A 22,537-nucleotide genomic window follows, 5' to 3' on the forward strand; every position below is an offset into this window, starting at 1 on the left:
GTGTGGGTTTTAGCGGCATAGTCTATCATGCGCTTAGAAGGAAACGTTATTGCTCGCTCGGGGGAGATCATGGCTAAGATCGATTTTCGCAACAAGATTAACTGGCGTCGCCGCTATCGTTCACCGCAGGGCGTTGAGACGGAGCGTGAAATCCTGCGAATTTTCGAAAGCGATCGTGGGCGCATCATCAACTCTCCGGCGATCCGCCGGTTGCAGCAGAAAACCCAGGTTTTCCCGCTGGAGCGCAACGCCGCGGTGCGAACCCGTCTGACCCACTCCCTGGAGGTTCAACAGGTTGGCCGCTATATCGCTAAAGAGGTGCTGAGCCGCCTGAAAGAACAGAAGCTGCTGGAGAGCTACGGGCTGGATGAGCTCACCGGGCCGTTCGAAAGCATCGTTGAAATGGCCTGCCTGATGCACGATATCGGCAATCCGCCTTTTGGCCATTTTGGCGAGGCGGCCATTAACGATTGGTTCAGCCAGCGGCTTTTCCCCGGTGATGCGGCCAGCCAGCCGTTAACCGACGATCGCTGCGTGGTCGCGGCGCTGCGCCTGCAGGAAGGCGATAGCCAGCTGAATGAGCTGCGGCGTAAGGTTCGCCAGGATTTATGCTGGTTTGAAGGCAATGCCCAGGGCATTCGCTTAGTGCATACGCTGATGCGAATGAATCTGACCTGGGCGCAGGTGGGCTGTATTCTAAAATATACGCGTCCGGCATGGTGGCGCGGGGAACCGCCGGCCAGCCACAATTATTTAATGAAAAAACCCGGTTATTATTTAGCCGAAGAGGGCTATGTTGCGAGGTTGCGTAAAGAACTTGATCTGGCCCCTTACAATCGCTTCCCATTAACGTGGATTATGGAAGCTGCGGATGACATCTCATATTGCGTCGCCGACCTTGAAGATGCGGTAGAAAAACGCATCTTCAGCGTAGAGCAGCTTTATCAGCATCTCTATGAAGCCTGGGGCGTTCACGAAAAAGGTTCCTTGTTTAATCAAGTTGTCGAAAACGCCTGGGAGAAATCGCGTGCGAATTCTCTTAGCCGGAGTACCGAAGATCAATTTTTTATGTATTTACGGGTAAATACGCTCAATAGGCTGGTACCCTACGCGGCGCGTCGGTTTATTGATAATCTGCCGAAGATTTTTAGCGGCGATTTTAATCATGCGCTGCTGGAGGATGACAGCGATTGCAGTCAATTGCTTGAACTTTATAAAAATGTTGCGGTAAAACATGTGTTTAGCCATCCTGACGTCGAACAGCTGGAACTTCAGGGCTATCGTGTTATTAGCGGTTTACTCGATATTTATCAGCCGTTGCTAAAATTATCGCTGGATGAGTTTAGTCTGCTGGTGGAAAAAGAGCGGGTGAGAAGTTTACCGATTGCATCACGTCTTTTCCAGAAGCTTTCGACTCGTCATCGGTTGGCCTACGTAGAGGCGGTAAATAAAATTTCGCGCAATAATCCGGAATTCCCGGTGCTGGAATATTATTATCGCTGTCGTCTCATTCAGGACTATATCAGCGGCATGACCGACTTGTATGCATGGGATGAATATCGACGATTGATGGCCGTAGAATAAGGGTGAGTTTTGTAAAGACGGACAATAAATTTTTACTTTTACCCAAACTTCATTCCGGAACTTCGCGCTATAAAATGACTCTGATAGTCACCAACACAGCAACTATTCGTTATCTGAAATCGAGATTGAAACATATGAAAAAAACCACGTTAGCAATGAGTGCCCTGGCTCTGAGTTTAGGTCTGGCGTTGTCCCCTCTCTCTGCGAGCGCGGCGGAAACAGCTTCTTCGGCGACTAATGCGCAGCAAATGCCAAGCCTGGCCCCGATGCTGGAAAAAGTGATGCCGTCGGTCGTGAGCATTAACGTTGAGGGGAGCACCACCGTTAATACGCCGCGGATGCCGCGTAACTTCCAGCAGTTCTTTGGCGATAATTCGCCGTTCTGTCAGGATGGTTCTCCGTTCCAAAGCTCTCCGTTCTGTCAGGGCGGCGGGCAGGGCGGCGCGCCGGGTAGCGATGGCGGCCAGCAGCAGAAATTTATGGCCCTCGGTTCCGGGGTGATCATCGATGCCGCTAAAGGCTATGTCGTCACCAACAACCACGTGGTGGATAACGCCACCACGATCAAAGTTCAGCTGAGCGATGGACGTAAGTTCGACGCGAAAGTGGTGGGTAAAGATCCGCGTTCTGATATTGCGCTGATTCAAATTCAGGATCCGAAAAACCTGAGCGCGATTAAGCTGGCGGACTCTGACGCCCTGCGCGTCGGCGATTATACCGTAGCGATCGGTAACCCGTTTGGTCTGGGCGAAACCGTCACTTCGGGGATCGTCTCCGCATTAGGTCGTAGCGGCCTGAACGTTGAAAATTATGAAAACTTTATCCAGACCGATGCGGCGATTAACCGCGGTAACTCCGGCGGCGCGCTGGTTAACCTCAACGGCGAGCTGATCGGTATCAACACCGCGATTCTGGCGCCGGACGGCGGCAACATTGGTATCGGTTTCGCTATTCCGAGCAACATGGTGAAAAACCTGACCGATCAGATGGTCAAATTTGGCCAGGTTAAACGCGGTGAGCTGGGCATCATGGGGACCGAGCTGAATTCCGAACTGGCGAAAGCGATGAAAGTCGACGCTCAGCGCGGCGCCTTCGTCAGCCAGGTGATGCCGAACTCGGCGGCCGCGAAAGCGGGGATTAAAGCCGGTGACGTGATTACGACTCTGAACGGTAAGTCGATCAGCAGCTTTGCCGCGCTGCGTGCCCAGGTGGGCACCATGCCGATCGGCAGCAAAGTCGAGCTTGGCCTGCTGCGTGACGGTAAGCCGGTGACGGTGACCGTTGAGCTACAGCAAAGCAACCAGAATCAGGTTGATTCAAGCACTATCTTCAACGGTATTGAAGGTGCTGAAATGAGCAACAAAGGCCAGGACAAAGGCGTCGTGGTGAGCAATGTGAAAGCGGGAACGCCGGCGGCGCAGATTGGCCTGAAGAAAGGCGATATTATCGTTGGCGCTAACCAGCAGCCGGTGAAAAATATCGCCGACCTGCGCAAAATCTTTGATGCCAAACCGTCGGTTCTGGCCCTCAATATCCAGCGCGGCGATACGTCGATTTATCTGCTGATGCAGTAATTTCTGACGGTTCGCAAAGCCCCTTTTCTCCTTGCGGAGAGAAGGGGCTTTTTATTTCTTCCGGAGCTTCCCTTTTCGTTCTGTGACATCTTCCACAACTCCATACATCTTGTCCCGCCTTTGTGCGAATGCACAATGCGGCGTGTTGCCAACTCTTTTATGCTGGTCGCCTGCTCACGGGAGGGTTACATGGCTGGCTGGCATCTTGATACCAAAATGGCGCAGGATATCGTGGCGCGTACGATGCGCATCATTGATACCAATATTAACGTAATGGATGCCCGCGGGCGCATTATCGGCAGCGGAGACCGCGAGCGAATTGGTGAATTGCACGAAGGCGCGCTATTAGTGCTTTCTCAGGGCCGCGTTGTCGATATTGATGATGCTGTTGCCCGACATCTGCACGGCGTGCGCCAGGGGATCAACTTGCCGCTGCGTCTGGAAGGGGAGATCGTCGGCGTCATCGGCCTGACCGGCGAACCGGAATCGCTGCGTAAATACGGTGAACTGGTTTGTATGACCGCCGAGATGATGCTGGAACAATCGCGGTTGATGCATCTTCTGGCCCAGGATAGCCGTCTGCGCGAAGAGCTGGTTATGAACCTGATTCAGGCGGAAGAGAACACCCCGGCGCTGACCGAGTGGGCCCAGCGTCTGGGGATCGATCTCAATCAGCCTCGCGTGGTGGCGATGATAGAAGTAGATAGCGGCCAGTTGGGCGTAGATAGCGCGATGGCGGAGCTGCAGCAGCTCCAGACCGCGTTGACCACGCCGGACCGTAATAATCTGGTGGCCATTGTCTCGCTGACGGAAATGGTGGTGCTGAAACCCGCGCTGAATGCCTTTGGCCGCTGGGATGCGGAAGATCATTGCAAACGGGTCGAGCAGCTGATCAGCCGGATGAAAGAGAATGGTCAGCTGCGTTTTCGCGTGGCGTTGGGAAACTTTTTTACCGGGCCGGGCAGTATCGCCCGTTCATACCGCACCGCCAGGACCACGATGATGGTCGGCAAGCAGCGGATGCCGGAGAGCCGCAGCTATTTCTACCAGGATTTGATGCTGCCGGTGCTGCTTGATAGCCTGCGCGGCGGCTGGCAGGCCAATGAACTGGCGCGCCCGCTGGTTCGCCTGAAGGCGATGGATAACAACGGTCTGCTGCGCCGCACCTTACAGGCATGGTTTCGTCACAACGTGCAGCCGCTGGCGACCTCAAAGGCGCTGTTTATTCACCGCAATACGCTGGAATACCGTTTGAACCGCATTTCTGAGCTGACGGGGCTGGATTTAGGCAATTTTGACGATCGTCTGCTGCTGTATATTGCGCTGCAGCTCGATGAGCAGAGATAGAATACCGTTCCCGGCCAGGAGGATTAACGCCGGGAACAGGGCTCAACTTATTTATTGCGGGTCAGTTTTTCCAGATCGGATTCGATTTCGCTGATCTTATTGGTCACCACGCTTTCCAGGTGACGCAGATCGTCAAGGATCTTACGTTTCAGATCGATTTCGGTACGATCGCGCTGACAGATTTGATCCAATTCGTCGATGATATAGCGTAGGTTAGGGCTAATTTCCTGGACTTCTTTATATCCCTGGCCCACGCCGTCGGCGACCACGGTTTTGCGCTGACGCGGATATTTGAATTTGACGCTCTTAGCGAAGAACTCGCCTTTATCCTTCTGAAAGTAGATTTTCAGAATGTCGTTGTTGGCTTCCTGCCGCAGGCTATAGCGATCGATTTCATCAGGATTGGTAATACCAAGACTTTTCAGATTATCGTACATAACGGTACCTTTGATATCATCGTAATCTTTGAATAATTAACGAAAAAATCTATCTTCGCCAGCTTAATATATAAAAAAAGCGGGATGCCTCCCGCTTTTCATACTGCTTAGTCGATGGTACGCAGAAGTTCGTTGATTCCAACTTTGCCGCGGGTTTTGGCATCGACTTTTTTGACGATGACCGCGCAGTACAGGCTGTACTTGCCATCTTTTGACGGCAGGTTGCCGGAGACGACGACGGAGCCTGCTGGAACACGGCCATAGAACACTTCACCGGTTTCGCGGTCGTAGATTTTGGTGCTCTGGCCGAGGTACACGCCCATAGAGATAACGGAACCCTCTTCGACGATAACGCCCTCAACGACTTCGGAACGCGCGCCGATAAAGCAGTTATCTTCGATAATGGTCGGGTTAGCCTGCAGCGGCTCCAGTACGCCACCGATACCGACGCCGCCGGACAAGTGGACGTTTTTGCCGATCTGCGCGCAGGAACCGACGGTCGCCCAGGTATCCACCATGGAACCTTCGTCAACGTAGGCGCCGATGTTCACATAGGACGGCATCAGAACCGTATTGCGAGCGATAAACGCCCCCTGACGAACGGCTGCTGGCGGAACGACGCGGAACCCTTCTTTCTGGAAACGCGCTTCATCATAATCCGCGAACTTCATTGGGACTTTATCGAAGTAGCGGCTTTCCGCACCATCGATAACCTGGTTATCGTTAATACGGAAAGAGAGCAGAACCGCTTTCTTCAGCCACTGATGGGTGACCCACTGGCCGTCAACTTTTTCAGCGACACGCAGCGCGCCGGAATCAAGCAGAGAAATCACCTGGTTAACCGCTTCGCGGGTCACGGTATCCACGTTTGCCGGGGTGATGTCGGCGCGACGCTCAAAAGCGGACTCAATAACGTTCTGTAATTGCTGCATTGTTTACTCTTTCCATTTACTTAAAAAAATACGTTACCCTTTATCGTTTGGATTGAGGGCCTCTGTCAACCGTTGTTGCACTTCTTGCTGTAGCTCATTATTAAGGGCGCGCCGGTCTGCCGTGGCGATTATAAATAAATCTTCTACTCGCTCACCAATTGTCGTAATTCGCGCCCCGTGGAGCGAAATGCCGAGGTCGGCAAACACCTGGCCGACGCGCGCTAACAGACCCGGCTGATCGAGAGCAATCAGCTCAAGAAAGGATTTCCGGTCGGTATGCGTCGGCAGGAAATTCACCTCTGTCGGCACGGAAAAATGCCTCAGCTTCGCCGCCTGACGACGGGGCGCCGGCGGCTGCCAGCTGCGCTGGCTGATGGTCTGCTCCAGGCCCACGCGGATCATTTCGTGCCTGTCGGCGGAAAGCGGGCTGCCGTCCGGCTCAAGAACGATAAAGGTATCCATCGCCATGCCGTCTCGGGTGGTGAAGATCTGCGCATCGTGAACGCTAAGATTACGGCGATCCAGTTCGCCGCAAACGGCAGCAAAGAGGTAAGGGCGGTCCGGGCTCCAGATAAAAATCTCGGTGCCGCCGCGCGTGGCGTGGGAACTGAGCAGGATCATCGGCTTGCTGAGATCGTGCCGCAGCAGATTGCGCGCATGCCATGCGAGCTGGTTTGGCGTATGGCGCACAAAGTAGTTGGCGCGGCAGCGGTTCCAGATTTGGTGCAGCGCCTGTTCATTGATATTTTCCATCCGCAGCAGGGCCAGCGCCTGTAGCTGATGGTGACGCACCCGCTCGCGCATATCCGGCGTGTTTTGCATCCCCCGGCGCAGCTGTTTTTCGGTGGCGAAATAGAGCTCGCGCAGCAGGCTCTGCTTCCAGCTGTTCCACAGGTTTTCGTTGGTGGCGCAGATATCGGCGACGGTCAGGCAGACCAGATAGTGCAGACGATTTTCCGTTTGCACCTCTTCGGCGAACTGCTTAATCACTTCCGGATCCTGAATATCGCGACGCTGGGCGGTGACCGACATCAGCAGATGATGGCGCACCAGCCAGGCGACCAGCTGGGTTTCGCGCGAGTTAAGACCGTGAAGCTCGGCGAATTTCAGCACGTCCTGCGCGCCGAGAATCGAATGGTCGCCGCCGCGCCCTTTGGCGATATCGTGGAAGAGGGCGGCGATAAGGATCAGCTCCGGATGCGTCAGGCGTGGCCACAGTTCCACGCACAGCGGATGGCGGCTACGGGTCTCTTCTTTGGCGAAGCTCTCGAGCTTCAGCAGCACGCGGATGGTGTGTTCATCAACGGTATAGGCGTGAAACAGATCGAACTGCATCTGGCCGACAATATGCGACCATTGCGGCATATAGGCCCACAGCACGCTATGGCGGTGCATTGGCAGCAGCCCGCGGCTTACCGCGCCCTGATGGCGCAGCATACTGAGGAACAGGGTCCGCGCTTCCGGAATGTAGCAAAGCGGCTGCGCCAGATGACGGCGGGCGTGGCGCAGATGGCGAAGCGTGGTGGAGTAAATGCCGGTGATGCTGCTGTTGCGCACCATCGTATAGAACATGCGCAGAATGGCCTGCGGTTCACGGATAAACAGCGTGTCATCGCGCAGATCGATAAGCGTGCCGCGCAGTTGAAAATCATCATCAATCGGCCGCGGCTTCTCATCCTCGGTGAGCGCGAGAATCGCTTCTTCGAACAGTTGGATCAGCATTTGATTCAGCTCGCTCACCCGGCGGGTGACGCGAAAGAAATCCTTCATCATATGCTCAATCGGCTGGTTGCTTTCGCCTTCATAGCGCAGACGGCGGGCGACGCTGAACTGTCTGTCGAACAGCAGGCGATTATCGTAGCGGTTGAGCTCAAGATGTAGCGCAAAGCGAATGCGCCAGAGCTGATGCAGGCATTCATTAAGCTCGTTGCGTTCGGCTTCGGTCAGGAAGCCGAAGCCGACCATTTCATCAAGCGAGGTGGCGCCGAAATGGCGTCGCGCGATCCACTGTAGGGTGTGGATATCGCGCAGGCCGCCCGGGCTGCTTTTCACGTCTGGCTCCAGGTTATAGCTGGTCCCGTGATAGCGCTGATGGCGTACATTCTGCTCTTCAACTTTTGCCGCAAAGAACTTTTCCGATGGCCAGAAGCCGTCGCTGAATATGTGTTTTTGTAGTTCAAGGAACAGCGCGACGTCGCCAATAAGCAGACGCGATTCAATCAGGTTGGTGGCGACGCTGAGGTCCGACAGTCCCTCCAGCAGGCACTCTTCGAGGGTGCGCACGCTGTGGCCGACTTCGAGTTTGATATCCCACAGCAGCGTCAGCAGCTCGCCGACCTTTTGCGCCTGTTCATCGGGGAGCTTTTTGCGGCTCAAAATAAGCAGATCGATATCAGAAAGCGGGTGGAGTTCACCGCGGCCGTAGCCGCCGACGGCGACCAGCGCGATGTCGTTAATTGAACCGAAACCGTACTCGACCCACAGCCGCTGGAGCAGCTGATCGATAAATTCTGTACGTGCTTCAATCAATCTTTCCGCGGCAATACCGCTATCAAAAGCCTCGCCCAGCCAGCGCTGAAAAACGTCGATAAGCGCTTTAATCGTCGCGCAATTGAAATCACTTTTTGGCCACTCGCCCGGATTTTCTGGCTGAGCGTACAGGTCAGGGGGGACAGTATTAGATAGAGAGTTGCTCATTGCGCCACCATAAGAAAGAACTATCGCCCATAAAAAATCGCCGGGAGCGATTTTTAACGTCGCTTGCGGCGGCCCACAGGGTGACGGGCAGGACGCCCGTCATAAAAAATCGCCGGGAGCGATTATTAACGTCGCTTGCGGCGACCCACAGGATGCCCGTCATAAAAAAGCCGGCTGGCGCCGGCTTTTCATCATTCGTTGTGCGAGATTATCGCCGGGATAGTGTCATCCTGGCGTAACGTCAGTATTTCGCAGCCGTTATCTGTCACCACAATAGTATGCTCATACTGCGCAGACAAGCTCCGGTCTTTAGTTTTTACCGTCCAGCCGTCTTTCATGCTGCGGATCTCTTTTTTACCCGCGTTGACCATTGGCTCAATGGTAAAGGTCATACCGGGTTTGAGCACCACGTTGGTTTCCGGAGAGTCGTAATGCAGCACCTGCGGTTCTTCATGGAAACCGCGGCCGATACCGTGGCCGCAGTACTCGCGTACCACGGAGAAACCTTCGGCTTCAACGTATTTTTGAATAGCGGCGCCGATAGCGCGCAGATTAATCCCCGGTTTGACCATTTTGAGGGCCAGATAGAGGCTTTCCTGGGTGATGCGGCACAGGCGCTCGCCGAGAATAGTCGGTTTACCGACGATAAACATCTTCGAGGTATCGCCGTGGAAATCATCTTTAATGACGGTGACGTCAATGTTGACAATATCGCCATCTTTCAGCAATTTGCCGTCGTCCGGGATCCCGTGGCACACCACTTCATTAATAGAGATGCAGACGGATTTCGGGAAGCCGTGGTAGCCCAGGCAGGCGGATACGGCTTTTTGTTCGTTAACGATATAATCGTTGCAGATGCGGTCCAGTTCGCCGGTGCTGACGCCCGGTTTTACGTAGGGTTCGATCATTTCCAGCACTTCGGCGGCCAGGCGGCCGGCAACGCGCATTTTTTCGATGTCTTCAGATGTCTTGATAGAAATAGCCATGGATTGTGTCCAGCAGTGTCGATTTTTTCGACAATAATAGATTATGTCTGAACAATGTTAACAGTCCGGGCGTCCTGCTGCCAAATTGAGAATCATTAGCAGCACGCGACGTCAACAACAGTTGGTTTCCGATCCTGTTTTGTGGTATAAAGCGCGCCGGACTTCTGTTCCATTCTCAGATACACAAGATGGACTGAAGCGACAAATCTCACTTTGTGTAACAACACACACGTATCGACACATATTCCGGGGTGCCCTTTGGGGTCGGTAATATGGGATACGTGGAGGCATAACCCCAACTTTTATCTATAGAGGTTTTAAACATGGCAACTGTTTCCATGCGCGACATGCTCAAGGCTGGTGTTCACTTTGGTCACCAGACCCGTTACTGGAACCCGAAAATGAAGCCTTTCATCTTCGGCGCGCGTAACAAAGTTCACATCATCAACCTTGAGAAAACTGTACCGATGTTCAACGAAGCTCTGGCTGAACTGAACAAGATCTCTTCTCGCAAAGGCAAAATCCTTTTCGTTGGTACTAAGCGCGCTGCAAGCGAAGCGGTAAAAGACGCTGCTAACAGCTGCGACCAGTTCTTCGTGAACCATCGCTGGCTGGGCGGTATGCTGACTAACTGGAAAACCGTTCGTCAGTCTATCAAACGTCTGAAAGACCTGGAAACTCAGTCCCAGGACGGTACTTTCGACAAGCTGACCAAGAAAGAAGCGCTGATGCGCACTCGTGAGCTGGACAAGCTGGAAAACAGCCTGGGCGGTATCAAAGACATGGGCGGCCTGCCGGACGCGCTGTTCGTTATCGACGCTGACCACGAGCACATCGCAATCAAAGAAGCAAACAACCTGGGTATTCCGGTATTTGCTATCGTTGATACTAACTCCGATCCGGACGGCGTTGACTTCGTTATCCCGGGTAACGACGACGCAATCCGTGCAGTTAGCCTGTACCTGAGCGCTGTTGCTGCTACCGTTCGTGAAGGCCGTTCTCAGGATCTGGCTTCTCAGGCGGAAGAAAGCTTCGTAGAAGCTGAATAATAAGGCATACCCTTATTTAGTACCGTGTATAAATAGGGGCCTCTTAGCGGCCCCTTTTTCACTTTCAAATCTGTCTGGTTCCTGGAACCGGGCAGATCACATCTCCCGAGGAATAAAGAATGGCTGAAATTACCGCATCCCTGGTAAAAGAGCTGCGCGAGCGTACTGGCGCAGGCATGATGGATTGCAAAAAAGCGCTGACTGAAGCGAACGGCGACATCGAGCTGGCAATCGAAAACATGCGTAAATCCGGTGCTATTAAAGCAGCGAAAAAAGCAGGCAACGTTGCTGCTGACGGCGTAATCATTACTAAAATCGATGGCACCTACGGCATCATTCTGGAAGTTAACTGCCAGACTGACTTCGTTGCTAAAGATGGTGGTTTCCAGGCATTTGCTAACAAAGTTCTGGACGCAGCTGTTGCTGGCAAAATCACTGACGTTGAAGTTCTGAAAGCACAGTTCGAAGAAGAACGCGTTGCGCTGGTTGCTAAAATCGGTGAGAACATCAACATCCGTCGCGTTTCTTCTCTGGAAGGCGAAGTTCTGGGTTCTTACCAGCATGGCGCGCGTATCGGCGTTCTGGTTGCCGCTAAAGGCGCGAGCGAAGAGCTGGTTAAACAGCTGGCTATGCACATCGCTGCAAGCAAGCCTGAATTCGTTAAGCCGGAAGACGTTTCCGCTGAAGTGGTAGAAAAAGAGTACCAGGTTCAGCTGGACATCGCCATGCAGTCTGGTAAGCCGAAAGAAATCGCAGAGAAAATGGTTGAAGGCCGCATGAAGAAATTCACCGGCGAAGTTTCTCTGACCGGCCAGCCGTTCGTTATGGACCCGAGCAAATCTGTTGCTCAGCTGCTGAAAGAGCACAACGCTGACGTGACTGGCTTCATCCGCTTTGAAGTGGGCGAAGGCATTGAGAAAGTTGAGACTGACTTTGCAGCAGAAGTTGCTGCGATGTCCAAGCAGTCTTAATTTTCAAAAGGAGCCGCCTGAGGGCGGCTTCTTTTTGCGCTTAATGTGTAAATTCAGCCAACCGCTATAGTGGGTACGCTGAAAAGCGACGTACAATGTCGCCAGAATTAACTCATCTCATTCGTTGACAGTCTCAGGAAAGAAACATGGCTACCAATGCAAAACCCGTCTACAAACGTATTCTGCTTAAGTTAAGTGGCGAAGCTCTGCAAGGTTCAGAAGGCTTCGGTATTGATGCGAGCATACTTGACCGCATGGCTCAGGAAATCAAAGAACTGGTTGAGCTGGGTATTCAGGTTGGCGTAGTGATTGGTGGCGGTAACCTGTTCCGTGGAGCTGGTCTGGCGAAAGCGGGTATGAACCGCGTTGTGGGCGACCACATGGGCATGCTGGCAACGGTCATGAACGGCCTTGCAATGCGTGATGCACTTCATCGCGCCTATGTGAACGCCCGCCTGATGTCAGCGATTCCGCTGAATGGCGTGTGCGATAACTACAGCTGGGCGGAAGCTATCAGCCTGCTGCGTAACAACCGCGTGGTGATTCTTTCCGCGGGTACCGGTAACCCATTCTTTACCACCGATTCCGCTGCCTGCCTGCGCGGCATTGAAATTGAAGCCGATGTGGTACTGAAAGCAACCAAAGTCGACGGTGTATTTACCGCCGATCCGGCCAAAGATCCTTCCGCAACCATGTACGATCAGCTGACCTACAGCGAAGTACTGGATAAAGAGCTGAAAGTGATGGATCTTGCGGCCTTTACCCTGGCGCGTGACCACAAACTGCCTATTCGCGTATTCAATATGAATAAGCCTGGCGCGCTGCGCCGCGTGGTGATGGGTGAAAAAGAAGGCACATTAATTACTGAGTAATTCCCGTCAGCGTCAAATACGGGTAATATTCGGCCTTACTTTTTCGGGTTTTTGACCCGATGGTTTTCAACATGTTCTGTGGACGGAATGCTGCGGCTGACCCGTAGCCTGAAAGACGCTGAGCATAAACATGACTATACTTAGCTCACTTTTGCAGTGGGCGACCGTCTGGTCTGTCTGAGACAAGTTTTCAAGGATTCGTAACGTGATTAGCGATATCAGAAAAGATGCTGAAGTACGCATGGACAAATGCGTCGAAGCGTTCAAAACCCAAATCAGCAAAATACGCACGGGTCGTGCTTCTCCCAGCCTGCTGGATGGCATTATCGTGGAATACTACGGCACGCCGACCCCGCTGCGTCAGCTGGCTAGCGTAACGGTAGAAGACTCCCGCACCCTGAAGATCAACGTCTTCGATCGCTCCATGAGCCCGGCCGTTGAAAAAGCGATTATGGCTTCCGACCTCGGTCTGAACCCAAGCTCTGCGGGTAGCGATATCCGCGTTCCGCTGCCGCCGCTGACCGAAGAGCGTCGTAAAGATCTGACCAAAATCGTGCGTGGCGAAGCTGAACAAGCGCGCGTTGCCGTGCGTAACGTTCGTCGCGATGCCAACGATAAAGTCAAAGCGCTTCTGAAAGAGAAAGAGATCAGCGAAGATGACGATCGCCGCTCTCAGGAAGATGTGCAGAAAATGACTGACGCTGCTATCAAGAAAGTTGATGCGGCGCTGGCGGATAAAGAAGCGGAACTGATGCAGTTCTGATTCTCTGCCGACACGCAGGTCTGAGCATTGTCCTGCGTAAAATCTGAAACGCCGTACAGGAGACCGTACGCTCAATTTTCGGGATTGCGTTTAGACGGCTGGCCTTGTAGCCTTTGGCGCCATGTCAAAGGCTCGGCGCCTCCGCTCTATTATCCGATTATTGATGCATAAGGGTTTGCTGGCGGCGTTTTGCTTTTTATCCTGTCTTCATTTTTCTGGACGCCTCATGAAGCAATTAACCATTCTTGGTTCGACCGGTTCTATTGGCTGCAGCACGCTGGATGTGGTGCGCCATAATCCTGATAGCTTTTCTATCACCGCGCTGGTCGCCGGGAAAAATGTCGACCGTATGGTTGAACAATGTCTGGAATTTTCCCCTCGTTACGCGGTAATGGACGATGCGCACAGCGCGGAGCTGCTGCGGGCAAAACTGCGCGAGCAGGGTAGCCGTACGGAAGTCATGAGCGGCCAGCAGGCGGCGGCTGAGGTGGCGGCGCTGGACGAGGTTGAGCAGGTGATGGCGGCGATTGTCGGCGCAGCGGGCCTGGTGCCGACGCTTGCAGCCATCCGCGCGGGTAAAACGGTGCTGCTGGCGAACAAAGAGTCGCTGGTGACCTGCGGTCGTCTGTTTATGGAGGCCGTGCAGCAGTCCGGCGCACGATTGTTACCGGTTGATAGCGAGCATAATGCGATTTTTCAGAGTATGCCGGAAACAATTCAACATAATCTGGGATACGCTGATTTAACCCAAAACGGCGTGGCGTCGATCCTCCTCACCGGCTCTGGCGGCCCCTTCCGGGAAACGGCGATTTCTGAGCTGGCGGCGATGACTCCCGACCGGGCCTGTAAGCATCCAAACTGGTCGATGGGGCGCAAAATATCTGTCGATTCGGCCACCATGATGAATAAGGGGCTGGAGTATATCGAAGCCCGGTGGCTGTTTAACGCCTCGGCGGAGCAAATGGAAGTTCTGATCCATCCGCAATCGGTGATTCATTCGATGGTGCGTTATCAGGATGGTAGCGTCCTGGCGCAGCTCGGCGAGCCGGATATGCGTACGCCGATTGCCCACACGATGGGCTGGCCAAAACGCCTTAATTCTGGCGTGAAACCGCTGGATTTCTGTCAGTTGAGCAATCTGAGCTTCTCGGCGCCGGATTACGGCCGTTACCCGTGCCTGAAGCTGGCCATGGAGGCTTTTGATGTCGGTCAGGCGGCGACCACGACGCTGAATGCGGCAAATGAAGTGTCGGTCGCAGCGTTTCTGAACGGTGATATTCGCTTTACCGATATTGCGGCGATAAATCAGGCGGTGCTGGATCAACAGGCGTTAAATGAGCCGCAAAGTATTGATGAAGTGCTGGCTATTGATGCCATGGCCCGGGTAAGCGCAGGTCAGCTCCTGGCCGCGCGGCGCAAATTCTGATACTCGTTGTGATATTTGTGGGCGCTGTGCTTCAGTGATATAGTCTGCGCCATCCGATCGTTGCATTTTGTTGTGAAAGATTACGGTGGCCGTGGCAAGACACGGCTTTTTTGCGTAAAGCTTTTGGTTGTTCTCTGCGATTGGCCGTAGCTCCGGTACCGGATAAAAATGCGTATCCAGCGCTGACCGGTGGCCCGTGTTTAGTAGCTTAGCTAATCCTTATTATGGACTTAAAACGCGTTATGTTGTCTGCTAATCAAACTGTCAGCGAAATGTTGCCTGCGCATGGGTGCCGTCATGTGGCCATTATTATGGATGGCAACGGGCGTTGGGCAAAACGGCAAGGAAAGATCCGCGCCTTTGGCCATAAAGCCGGCGCAAAATCTGTTCGTCGCGCCGTTTCTTTCGCGGCGAATAATGGTATTGAAGCGTTGACGTTATACGCGTTCAGCAGTGAAAACTGGAATCGCCCGGCGCAGGAAGTCAGTGCGCTGATGGAGCTATTTGTCTGGGCGCTGGATAGCGAAGTGAAAAGTCTGCACCGACATAATGTGCGCCTGCGTATCATCGGCGAGACCACGCGCTTCAACGCGCGTCTCCAGGAGCGTATTCGCAAAGCCGAGGCGCTGACGGAGAACAACACCGGTTTGACCCTGAACATTGCTGCGAACTACGGCGGCCGCTGGGACATCGTTCAGGGCGTACGTCATCTGGCCAAACAGGTACAAGACGGGTTGCTACAGCCCGAGCAAATTACAGAAGAGATGCTGAGCCAGCAGGTCTGTATGCATGAACTTGCTCCCGTAGATTTAGTTATTAGGACCGGGGGAGAGCATCGCATTAGTAATTTTTTGATTTGGCAAATTGCCTATGCCGAACTTTACTTTACGGATGTTCTTTGGCCCGATTTCGCTGAACAGGACTTTGAAGGTGCACTCCATGCCTTTGTTAATCGTGAGCGTCGCTTCGGCGGCACTGAACCGGGCGGCAACAATGCCTGATGGGGGTCACTTTTGCTGAAGTATCGCCTGATTTCTGCTTTCGTCTTAATCCCCGTGGTGATAGCGGCGCTTTTTTTGCTGCCGCCCGCGGGTTTTGCCATCGTTACGCTAGTCGTCTGCATGCTCGCCGCGTGGGAGTGGGGGCAATTTAGCGGCTTCACTTCAACGGCGCAGAGAGTCTGGCTGTCAGTGCTTTGCGGTCTGCTGCTGGCGCTGATGCTATTCCTGATGCCGGAATATCATTATGACGTTCATCAACCGCTGGTTGAGGGGGCGCTATGGGCATCATTTGGCTGGTGGGTCGTCGCGCTGCTTTTGGTGCTGACTTACCCCACTTCAGCGGCTTTCTGGCGCAATTCAAAAACGCTACGTCTGATTTTTGGCGTCCTGACCATTGTGCCGTTTTTTTGGGGCATGCTGGCGCTTCGGGCCTGGCATTACGCCGATGATCATTATAGTGGCGCGCTGTGGTTGCTGTACGTGATGATTCTGGTCTGGGGCGCGGATTCCGGCGCTTACATGTTCGGTAAAATGTTCGGTAAGCATAAGCTGGCGCCGAAGGTTTCTCCGGGCAAAACCTGGCAGGGTTTTTTTGGCGGTCTGTTAACGGCAGCGGTTATCTCATGGGCTTACGGCTGGTGGGCTCATCTGGATGTCACGCCGATGGTGCTGCTGGTATGTTCCATTGTCGCGGCCCTGGCCTCGGTACTTGGCGACCTGACCGAGAGCATGTTTAAACGCGAAGCTGGCATTAAAGATAGCGGAAATCTGATCCCCGGACACGGCGGTATTCTCGATCGTATCGATAGCCTGACCGCTGCGGTGCCCGTATTTGCTTGCCTACTCTTGTTGGTTTTCAGGACGATTTGACGGAAGGTTTTATGCTGAGCGTTCTCTGGAATTTGGCTGCTTTTATTATTGCGCTGGGCGTGCTGATCACCGTCCATGAATTTGGCCATTTCTGGGTTGCTCGCCGCTGTGGTATCCGCGTTGAGCGTTTCTCTATCGGCTTTGGTAAAGCGCTTTGGCGCCGTTTTGATAAGCAGGGAACGGAGTTTATTATCGCCCTTATCCCGTTGGGCGGTTATGTCAAAATGCTCGACGAACGCGTTGAGCCCGTGGCGCCAGAGATGCGCCACGCCGCGTTTAACAACAAAACTGTTGGTCAGCGCGCCGCCGTTATCGCCGCAGGGCCCATCGCGAACTTCCTTTTTGCCATTTTTGCCTACTGGCTGGTCTTCATTATAGGTGTCCCGGGCATTCGTCCGGTCGTTGGCGACATAACGCCCAACTCGATCGCCGCGCAAGCACAAATTGCAAAAGGAACGGAACTTAAAGCGATAGATGGCATCGAAACGCCTGATTGGGATGCAGTACGGATGGCGCTGGTGGCGAAGATAGGCGATCGGCAAACAATAGTTACCGTCGCCCCTTTCGGGACCAATCAACGCCAGGATAAAATCCTCGATCTGCAGCACTGGGCGTTCGAGCCGGATAAACAAGATCCGGTTACCTCGTTGGGCATTCAGCCTCGCAGCGCGCAGATTGATACCGTCCTGGCTGAAGTACAATCTGGCTCGGCGGCGCAGAAGGCGGGTTTGCAAGCGGGCGACAGGATCGTTAAAGTCGATGGTCAACCGTTAACGCAGTGGATGACGTTTGTTAATCTGGTGCGCGATAATCCGGGTAGGGCATTAGTTCTGGACATCGAGCGGCAGGGTAGCCCCTTGTCGGTGAACTTGACGCCGGACACGAAGTCTACCAAAGGCAAAGCTGAGGGGTTTGCAGGGGTCGTACCTAAGGTCATCCCGCTGCCTGATGAATATAAGACAGTGCGTCAGTACGGGCCGTTTGCCGCCATCGCTGAAGCCACGGATAAAACCTGGCAGCTGATGTCGTTAACGGTCAGGATGCTGGGCAAATTGATAACCGGTGATGTCAAACTGAACAACCTCAGCGGGCCGATTTCTATCGCCCAGGGGGCTGGGATGTCAGCGGAATTTGGGCTGATTTATTATCTGATGTTTCTTGCGCTGATCAGCGTGAACCTTGGAATAATCAACCTGTTCCCGCTTCCCGTTCTTGACGGGGGACATCTGCTGTTTTTGGCGATTGAAAAGCTGAAAGGCGGACCGGTATCCGAGCGAGTTCAAGACTTTAGTTATCGCATTGGCTCAATATTGCTGGTGCTGTTAATGGGGCTTGCACTTTTCAATGATTTCTCTCGGTTGTAAGAGAGTTTGTTAGGAAGAACGCATAATAACGATGGCGATGAAAAAGTTGCTCATAGCGTCGCTGCTGTTTAGCAGCGCAACCGTATACGGTGCTGACGGGTTCGTGGTGAAGGACATTCATTTCGAAGGCCTTCAGCGTGTCGCTGTTGGTGCGGCCCTCCTCAGTATGCCAGTGCGTCCTGGCGATACCGTAACCGATGATGATATCAGTAACACCATCCGTGCTCTGTTTGCCACCGGCAACTTTGAGGACGTTCGCGTCCTGCGCGATGGTGATACCCTGCTGGTGCAGGTGAAAGAGCGTCCAACGATTGCCAGCATCACTTTCTCCGGTAACAAGTCGGTGAAAGATGACATGCTCAAGCAAAACCTTGAGGCATCCGGCGTACGCGTAGGGGAATCCCTCGATCGCACCACGCTTGCTGATATCGAAAAGGGGCTGGAGGATTTCTATTACAGTGTCGGTAAGTACAGCGCCAGCGTTAAAGCTGTCGTGACGCCGCTGCCGCGTAACCGTGTCGACCTGAAGCTGGTCTTCCAGGAAGGCGTCTCGGCCAAAATCCAGCAGATCAATATCGTCGGCAACCATGCATTTAGCACCGATGAACTGATTTCGACCTTCCAGCTGCGCGATGAAGTTCCGTGGTGGAACGTGGTGGGCGATCGTAAGTATCAGAAACAGAAGCTTGCAGGGGACCTTGAAACGCTGCGTAGCTACTATCTGGATCGCGGCTATGCTCGTTTCAACATTGACTCCACGCAGGTGAGCCTGACGCCGGACAAGAAAGGCATCTACATCACCATCAACATTACCGAAGGCGATCAGTACAAGCTTTCCGGTGTGCAGGTGACGGGCGACCTGGCGGGGCATTCGGCAGAAATCGAAGCGCTGACCAAAGTCGAGCCGGGCGAGCTGTATAACGGCACCAAAGTGACCAAAATGGAGAATGACATTAAAAAACTCCTCGGTCGCTACGGCTATGCCTATCCGCGCGTTCAGTCCCAGCCGGAAATCAGCGATACCGATAAGACCGTGAAGCTGCACGTGAACGTCGATGCGGGCAACCGTTACTACGTGCGTAAAATTCGCTTCGAAGGCAACGATACCTCGAAAGATGCCGTTCTGCGTCGCGAAATGCGTCAGATGGAAGGCGCCTGGCTGGGTAGCGACCTGGTCGACCAGGGTAAAGATCGTCTGAACCGTTTAGGCTACTTTGAAACGGTTGATACCGATACGCAGCGCGTGCCGGGCAGCCCGGATCAGGTTGACGTGGTTTATAAGGTTAAAGAACGTAATACCGGTAGCTTTAACTTCGGCGTCGGTTACGGTACGGAAAGCGGCGTCAGCTTCCAGGCCGGCGTTCAGCAGGATAACTGGCTCGGTACCGGCTATTCCGTTGGGATTAACGGCACCAAAAACGATTATCAGACCTATACTGAACTGTCGGTGACGAACCCGTACTTTACCGTGGATGGCGTCAGCCTCGGCGGTCGTGTGTTCTATAACGACTTCGATGCTAACGATGCGGACCTGTCTGACTATACCAACAAAAGCTATGGTACAGACATCACGCTGGGCTTCCCGGTTAACGAATACAATACGCTGCGCGCAGGCCTGGGCTATGTGCATAACAAGCTGTCCAATATGCAGCCTCAGGTATCCATGTGGCGTTATCTGAATTCGATGGGTCAGTATCCGGACAACACGAACGACAGAAACTCGTTCAGCGCTGACGACTTCACCTTCAACTACGGCTGGACGTATAACAAGCTCGACCGTGGCTTCTTCCCGACCGAAGGTTCACGCGTCAACCTGAATGGTAAAGTGACGATTCCGGGATCGGATAACGAATACTACAAAGCGACGCTCGATACCGCGACCTATGTACCGATCGATGACGATCACAAATGGGTCATGTTGGGTCGTACCCGCTTTGGATATGGCGATGGTCTGGGCGGTAAAGAGATGCCGTTCTATGAGAACTTCTATGCCGGTGGTTCAAGCACCGTGCGTGGCTTCCAGTCCAATACTATCGGTCCGAAAGCGGTTTATTTCCCAGCCAGCAGTCGTCATGACGACGACAGCAGCTACGATAACGAATGTAAGAGCAGCGAGTCCGCGCCGTGTAAGTCTGATGATGCGGTGGGCGGTAACGCCATGGCGGTTGCCAGCCTTGAGCTGATCACCCCAACGCCGTTTATTAGCGATAAATATGCGAACTCGGTACGTACCTCCGTCTTCTGGGATATGGGTACCGTGTGGGATACTCACTGGGATTCAGCCGCATATGGCGGTTACCCGGACTACAGCGATCCAAGCAATATCCGTATGTCTGCGGGTATCGCAGTACAGTGGATGTCGCCGTTAGGGCCGTTGGTATTCTCCTACGCTCAGCCGTTTAAAAAGTACGATGGAGACAAAGCCGAACAGTTCCAGTTTAACATCGGTAAAACCTGGTAATGATGTTGGCTACAATGGAATGTAAGTGCAGTTGCAGTATAGCGCTGACTATTGGCGATAACTGAGGTTATCGCCTGGCCACGCAAATAACGGTACCCCTGGGTACTCATGGGATGGTAAGGAGTTAATTGTGAAAAAGTGGTTATTAGCTGCAGGTCTGGGTTTAGCAATGGTTACTACCGCTCAGGCGGCAGATAAAATTGCAATGGTTAACATGAACAGCCTGTTCCAACAGGTTGCCCAGAAAACAGGCGTTTCTAACACGCTGGAAAACGAGTTTAAAGGCCGCGCGAGCGAGCTGCAGCGTATGGAAGGCGACCTGCAGTCTAAAATGCAGCGTCTGCAGTCCATGAAAGCGGGCTCTGACCGTACCAAACTGGAAAAAGATGTAATGGCTCAGCGCCAGACTTTCTCCCAGAAAGCACAGTCTTTCGAACAGGATCGCGCACGTCGTTCTAATGAAGAGCGCGGCAAGCTGGTGACTCGTATTCAGAGCGCCGTGCAGAGCGTGGCTAAAGATCAGAGCATCGATCTGGTTGTTGACTCTAATGCCGTCGCATACAACAGCAGCGATGTAAAAGACATCACCGCTGATGTGCTGAAACAGGTTAAATAAGTAATGCCTTCAATTCGACTGGCTGATTTAGCCCAGCAGTTGGATGCAGAATTACACGGTGATGGCGATATCGTCATCACCGGCGTTGCGTCCATGCAGTCCGCGCAAGCGGGCGATATTACTTTCATGGTAAATCCTAAGTACCGTGAACACCTGGCCGCTTGCCAGGCATCTGCCGTCGTGATGACGCAGGATGATTTGCCTTTTGCTCATCGCGCCGCGCTGGTAGTGCGTAATCCCTACCTGACCTACGCGCGCATGGCCCAGATTCTTGATACCACGCCGCAGCCGGCCCAGGATATCGCGCCCAGCGCGGTCATCGATGCCACGGCTAAGCTGGGTAATCACGTCGCCATTGGTCCGAATGCCGTTATCGAATCCGGCGCGATCCTCGGTGATAACGTGGTCATCGGCGCAGGTTGCTTCGTTGGGAAAAATACGAAAATAGGTGCTGGCTCGCGTTTATGGGCCAATGTCACCGTTTACCACAACATTGAGATCGGCGAGAATTGCCTGATCCAGTCCAGCACGGTGATTGGCGCGGATGGCTTCGGCTATGCGAACGATCGCGGCAACTGGGTGAAGATCCCGCAGTTGGGTCGCGTGATCATCGGCGATCGTGTAGAGATTGGCGCTTGTACGACCATTGACCGCGGGGCGCTGGACGACACCGTCATCGGTAATGGCGTCATTATTGATAACCAGTGTCAAATCGCGCACAACGTAGTGATTGGCGACAACACCGCGGTTGCTGGGGGCGTGATCATGGCGGGCAGCCTGAAAATTGGGCGCTATTGCATGATTGGCGGAGCAAGCGTGATCAACGGTCACATGGAAATCTGCGATAAAGTCACCGTCACGGGGATGGGGATGGTTATGCGTCCTATCACCGAGCCAGGGGTTTACTCTTCAGGTATCCCGCTGCAGCCGAATAAGGTCTGGCGTAAGACCGCTGCGCTGGTACTGAATATTGATGATATGAGCAAGCGTCTCAAAGCCATTGAGCGCAAGGTTAATCAGCAAGATTAGTGCTTCATCCAGCCACATTAAATTTTCGGCCTGTTGCATTCATGAGATTGCCGCAGGCCGTGTTATTATTGCCTTTTAGGATATTTGACAGGAAGAGTATTTTGACTACTGACACTCATACTCTGCACATTGAAGAGATTCTGGAACTTCTGCCTCACCGTTACCCGTTCCTGCTGGTCGATCGCGTGCTGGATTTTGAAGAAGGTCGTTTTCTACGCGCAGTTAAAAATGTTTCTGTAAATGAGCCGTTTTTCCAGGGACACTTCCCTGGTAAGCCGATTTTACCGGGCGTACTGATTCTCGAAGCCATGGCTCAGGCCACCGGTATTCTGGCATTCAAAAGCGTTGGAAAACTGGAACCGGGCGAGCTGTATTATTTTGCCGGGATTGACGAAGCGCGTTTCAAACGTCCGGTCGTGCCAGGCGACCAGATGATTATGGAAGTCACTTTTGAGAAAACCCGCCGTGGCCTGACTCGTTTCAAAGGCGTTGCGACGGTTGACGGAAAAGTGGTTTGCGAAGCAACGATGATGTGTGCCCGTAGCCGGGAGGCCTGAT

The 22,537-nt window shown here is 53.4% G+C and carries 19 protein-coding genes; 15 read left to right on the top strand and 4 right to left on the bottom strand.

Annotation, left to right across the window (positions count from 1 at the left end):
• Positions 1-69 precede the first annotated feature (69 nt).
• From dgt to cdaR, 3 genes are all read left to right on the top strand, one after another.
• The gene (gene dgt, locus IYV58_RS04855; protein WP_032742042.1) at positions 70-1,584 is read left to right on the top strand and encodes a dGTPase; all 1,515 of its coding nucleotides are present in this window, start codon (positions 70-72) and stop codon (positions 1,582-1,584) included.
• A 134-nt stretch (positions 1,585-1,718) separates the two neighbouring features.
• Positions 1,719-3,158, top strand: coding sequence for a serine endoprotease DegP (gene degP / locus IYV58_RS04860; RefSeq protein ID WP_004098740.1), 1,440 nt, complete (start codon positions 1,719-1,721; stop codon positions 3,156-3,158).
• A 189-nt stretch (positions 3,159-3,347) separates the two neighbouring features.
• Positions 3,348-4,505, top strand: coding sequence for a DNA-binding transcriptional regulator CdaR (cdaR, locus tag IYV58_RS04865; RefSeq protein WP_004098741.1), 1,158 nt, complete (start codon positions 3,348-3,350; stop codon positions 4,503-4,505).
• A 47-nt stretch (positions 4,506-4,552) separates the two neighbouring features.
• Here cdaR and IYV58_RS04870 read toward each other — a convergent pair whose 3' ends face one another.
• From IYV58_RS04870 to map, 4 genes are all read right to left on the bottom strand, one after another.
• Positions 4,553-4,942 carry a DUF3461 family protein gene (locus IYV58_RS04870; protein WP_004098742.1) on the bottom strand — a complete coding sequence of 130 codons (390 nt, stop codon included), beginning with the start codon at positions 4,940-4,942 and terminating at the stop codon, positions 4,553-4,555.
• Positions 4,943-5,049: 107 nt separating this feature from the next.
• Positions 5,050-5,874 carry a 2,3,4,5-tetrahydropyridine-2,6-dicarboxylate N-succinyltransferase gene (dapD, locus tag IYV58_RS04875; RefSeq protein ID WP_004129103.1) on the bottom strand — a complete coding sequence of 275 codons (825 nt, stop codon included), beginning with the start codon at positions 5,872-5,874 and terminating at the stop codon, positions 5,050-5,052.
• Positions 5,875-5,907: 33 nt separating this feature from the next.
• Positions 5,908-8,571 carry a bifunctional uridylyltransferase/uridylyl-removing protein GlnD gene (glnD, locus tag IYV58_RS04880; RefSeq protein ID WP_123828450.1) on the bottom strand — a complete coding sequence of 888 codons (2,664 nt, stop codon included), beginning with the start codon at positions 8,569-8,571 and terminating at the stop codon, positions 5,908-5,910.
• A 191-nt stretch (positions 8,572-8,762) separates the two neighbouring features.
• The gene (gene map, locus IYV58_RS04885; RefSeq protein WP_004129107.1) at positions 8,763-9,557 is read right to left on the bottom strand and encodes a type I methionyl aminopeptidase; all 795 of its coding nucleotides are present in this window, start codon (positions 9,555-9,557) and stop codon (positions 8,763-8,765) included.
• A gap of 323 nt (positions 9,558-9,880) precedes the next feature.
• On the opposite strand from map, the gene rpsB reads away from it, so the two are divergent.
• The 12 genes from rpsB to fabZ all read left to right on the top strand — a co-directional run bounded on the left by rpsB (position 9,881) and on the right by fabZ (position 22,536).
• The gene (gene rpsB, locus IYV58_RS04890) at positions 9,881-10,606 is read left to right on the top strand and encodes a 30S ribosomal protein S2 (protein ID WP_003856207.1); all 726 of its coding nucleotides are present in this window, start codon (positions 9,881-9,883) and stop codon (positions 10,604-10,606) included.
• A gap of 119 nt (positions 10,607-10,725) precedes the next feature.
• Entirely contained in the window at positions 10,726-11,577 is an 852-nt protein-coding gene (tsf, locus tag IYV58_RS04895) for a translation elongation factor Ts (protein ID WP_004098746.1), read from the top strand.
• A gap of 146 nt (positions 11,578-11,723) precedes the next feature.
• Positions 11,724-12,449 (top strand): UMP kinase, encoded by a 726-nt coding sequence (gene pyrH / locus IYV58_RS04900; protein ID WP_004098747.1) that lies wholly within the window; start codon positions 11,724-11,726, stop codon positions 12,447-12,449.
• Positions 12,450-12,654: 205 nt separating this feature from the next.
• Complete coding sequence (gene frr, locus IYV58_RS04905) at positions 12,655-13,212, top strand: ribosome recycling factor (RefSeq protein WP_004098748.1); 558 nt, start codon at positions 12,655-12,657, stop codon at positions 13,210-13,212.
• A gap of 226 nt (positions 13,213-13,438) precedes the next feature.
• Entirely contained in the window at positions 13,439-14,638 is a 1,200-nt protein-coding gene (gene ispC, locus IYV58_RS04910; protein WP_004129108.1) for a 1-deoxy-D-xylulose-5-phosphate reductoisomerase, read from the top strand.
• A gap of 242 nt (positions 14,639-14,880) precedes the next feature.
• Positions 14,881-15,639, top strand: a complete 759-nt coding sequence (gene ispU / locus IYV58_RS04915) for a (2E,6E)-farnesyl-diphosphate-specific ditrans,polycis-undecaprenyl-diphosphate synthase (RefSeq protein ID WP_004129109.1) — start codon at positions 14,881-14,883, stop codon at positions 15,637-15,639.
• Between the two features lie 12 nt (positions 15,640-15,651).
• Complete coding sequence (gene cdsA / locus IYV58_RS04920) at positions 15,652-16,509, top strand: phosphatidate cytidylyltransferase (RefSeq protein WP_004129110.1); 858 nt, start codon at positions 15,652-15,654, stop codon at positions 16,507-16,509.
• An 11-nt stretch (positions 16,510-16,520) separates the two neighbouring features.
• On the top strand, positions 16,521-17,873 hold the full coding sequence (rseP, locus tag IYV58_RS04925) for a sigma E protease regulator RseP (RefSeq protein ID WP_004129112.1): 1,353 nt from the start codon (positions 16,521-16,523) through the stop codon (positions 17,871-17,873).
• Positions 17,874-17,904: 31 nt separating this feature from the next.
• Positions 17,905-20,334 (top strand): outer membrane protein assembly factor BamA, encoded by a 2,430-nt coding sequence (gene bamA, locus IYV58_RS04930; RefSeq protein ID WP_004129114.1) that lies wholly within the window; start codon positions 17,905-17,907, stop codon positions 20,332-20,334.
• 130 nt (positions 20,335-20,464) lie between these two features.
• On the top strand, positions 20,465-20,950 hold the full coding sequence (skp, locus tag IYV58_RS04935) for a molecular chaperone Skp (protein WP_004129116.1): 486 nt from the start codon (positions 20,465-20,467) through the stop codon (positions 20,948-20,950).
• 3 nt (positions 20,951-20,953) lie between these two features.
• Positions 20,954-21,979, top strand: coding sequence for a UDP-3-O-(3-hydroxymyristoyl)glucosamine N-acyltransferase (gene lpxD, locus IYV58_RS04940; protein WP_004129118.1), 1,026 nt, complete (start codon positions 20,954-20,956; stop codon positions 21,977-21,979).
• A gap of 101 nt (positions 21,980-22,080) precedes the next feature.
• A complete protein-coding gene (gene fabZ, locus IYV58_RS04945) occupies positions 22,081-22,536 on the top strand; it encodes a 3-hydroxyacyl-ACP dehydratase FabZ (RefSeq protein WP_004098761.1) in 456 nt (151 codons plus the stop codon).
• The last annotated feature ends 1 nt before the right edge of the window (position 22,537 follow it).

This window comes from Klebsiella sp. BDA134-6, from assembly GCF_015601345.1.
GTDB lineage: Bacteria > Pseudomonadota > Gammaproteobacteria > Enterobacterales > Enterobacteriaceae > Klebsiella > Klebsiella grimontii.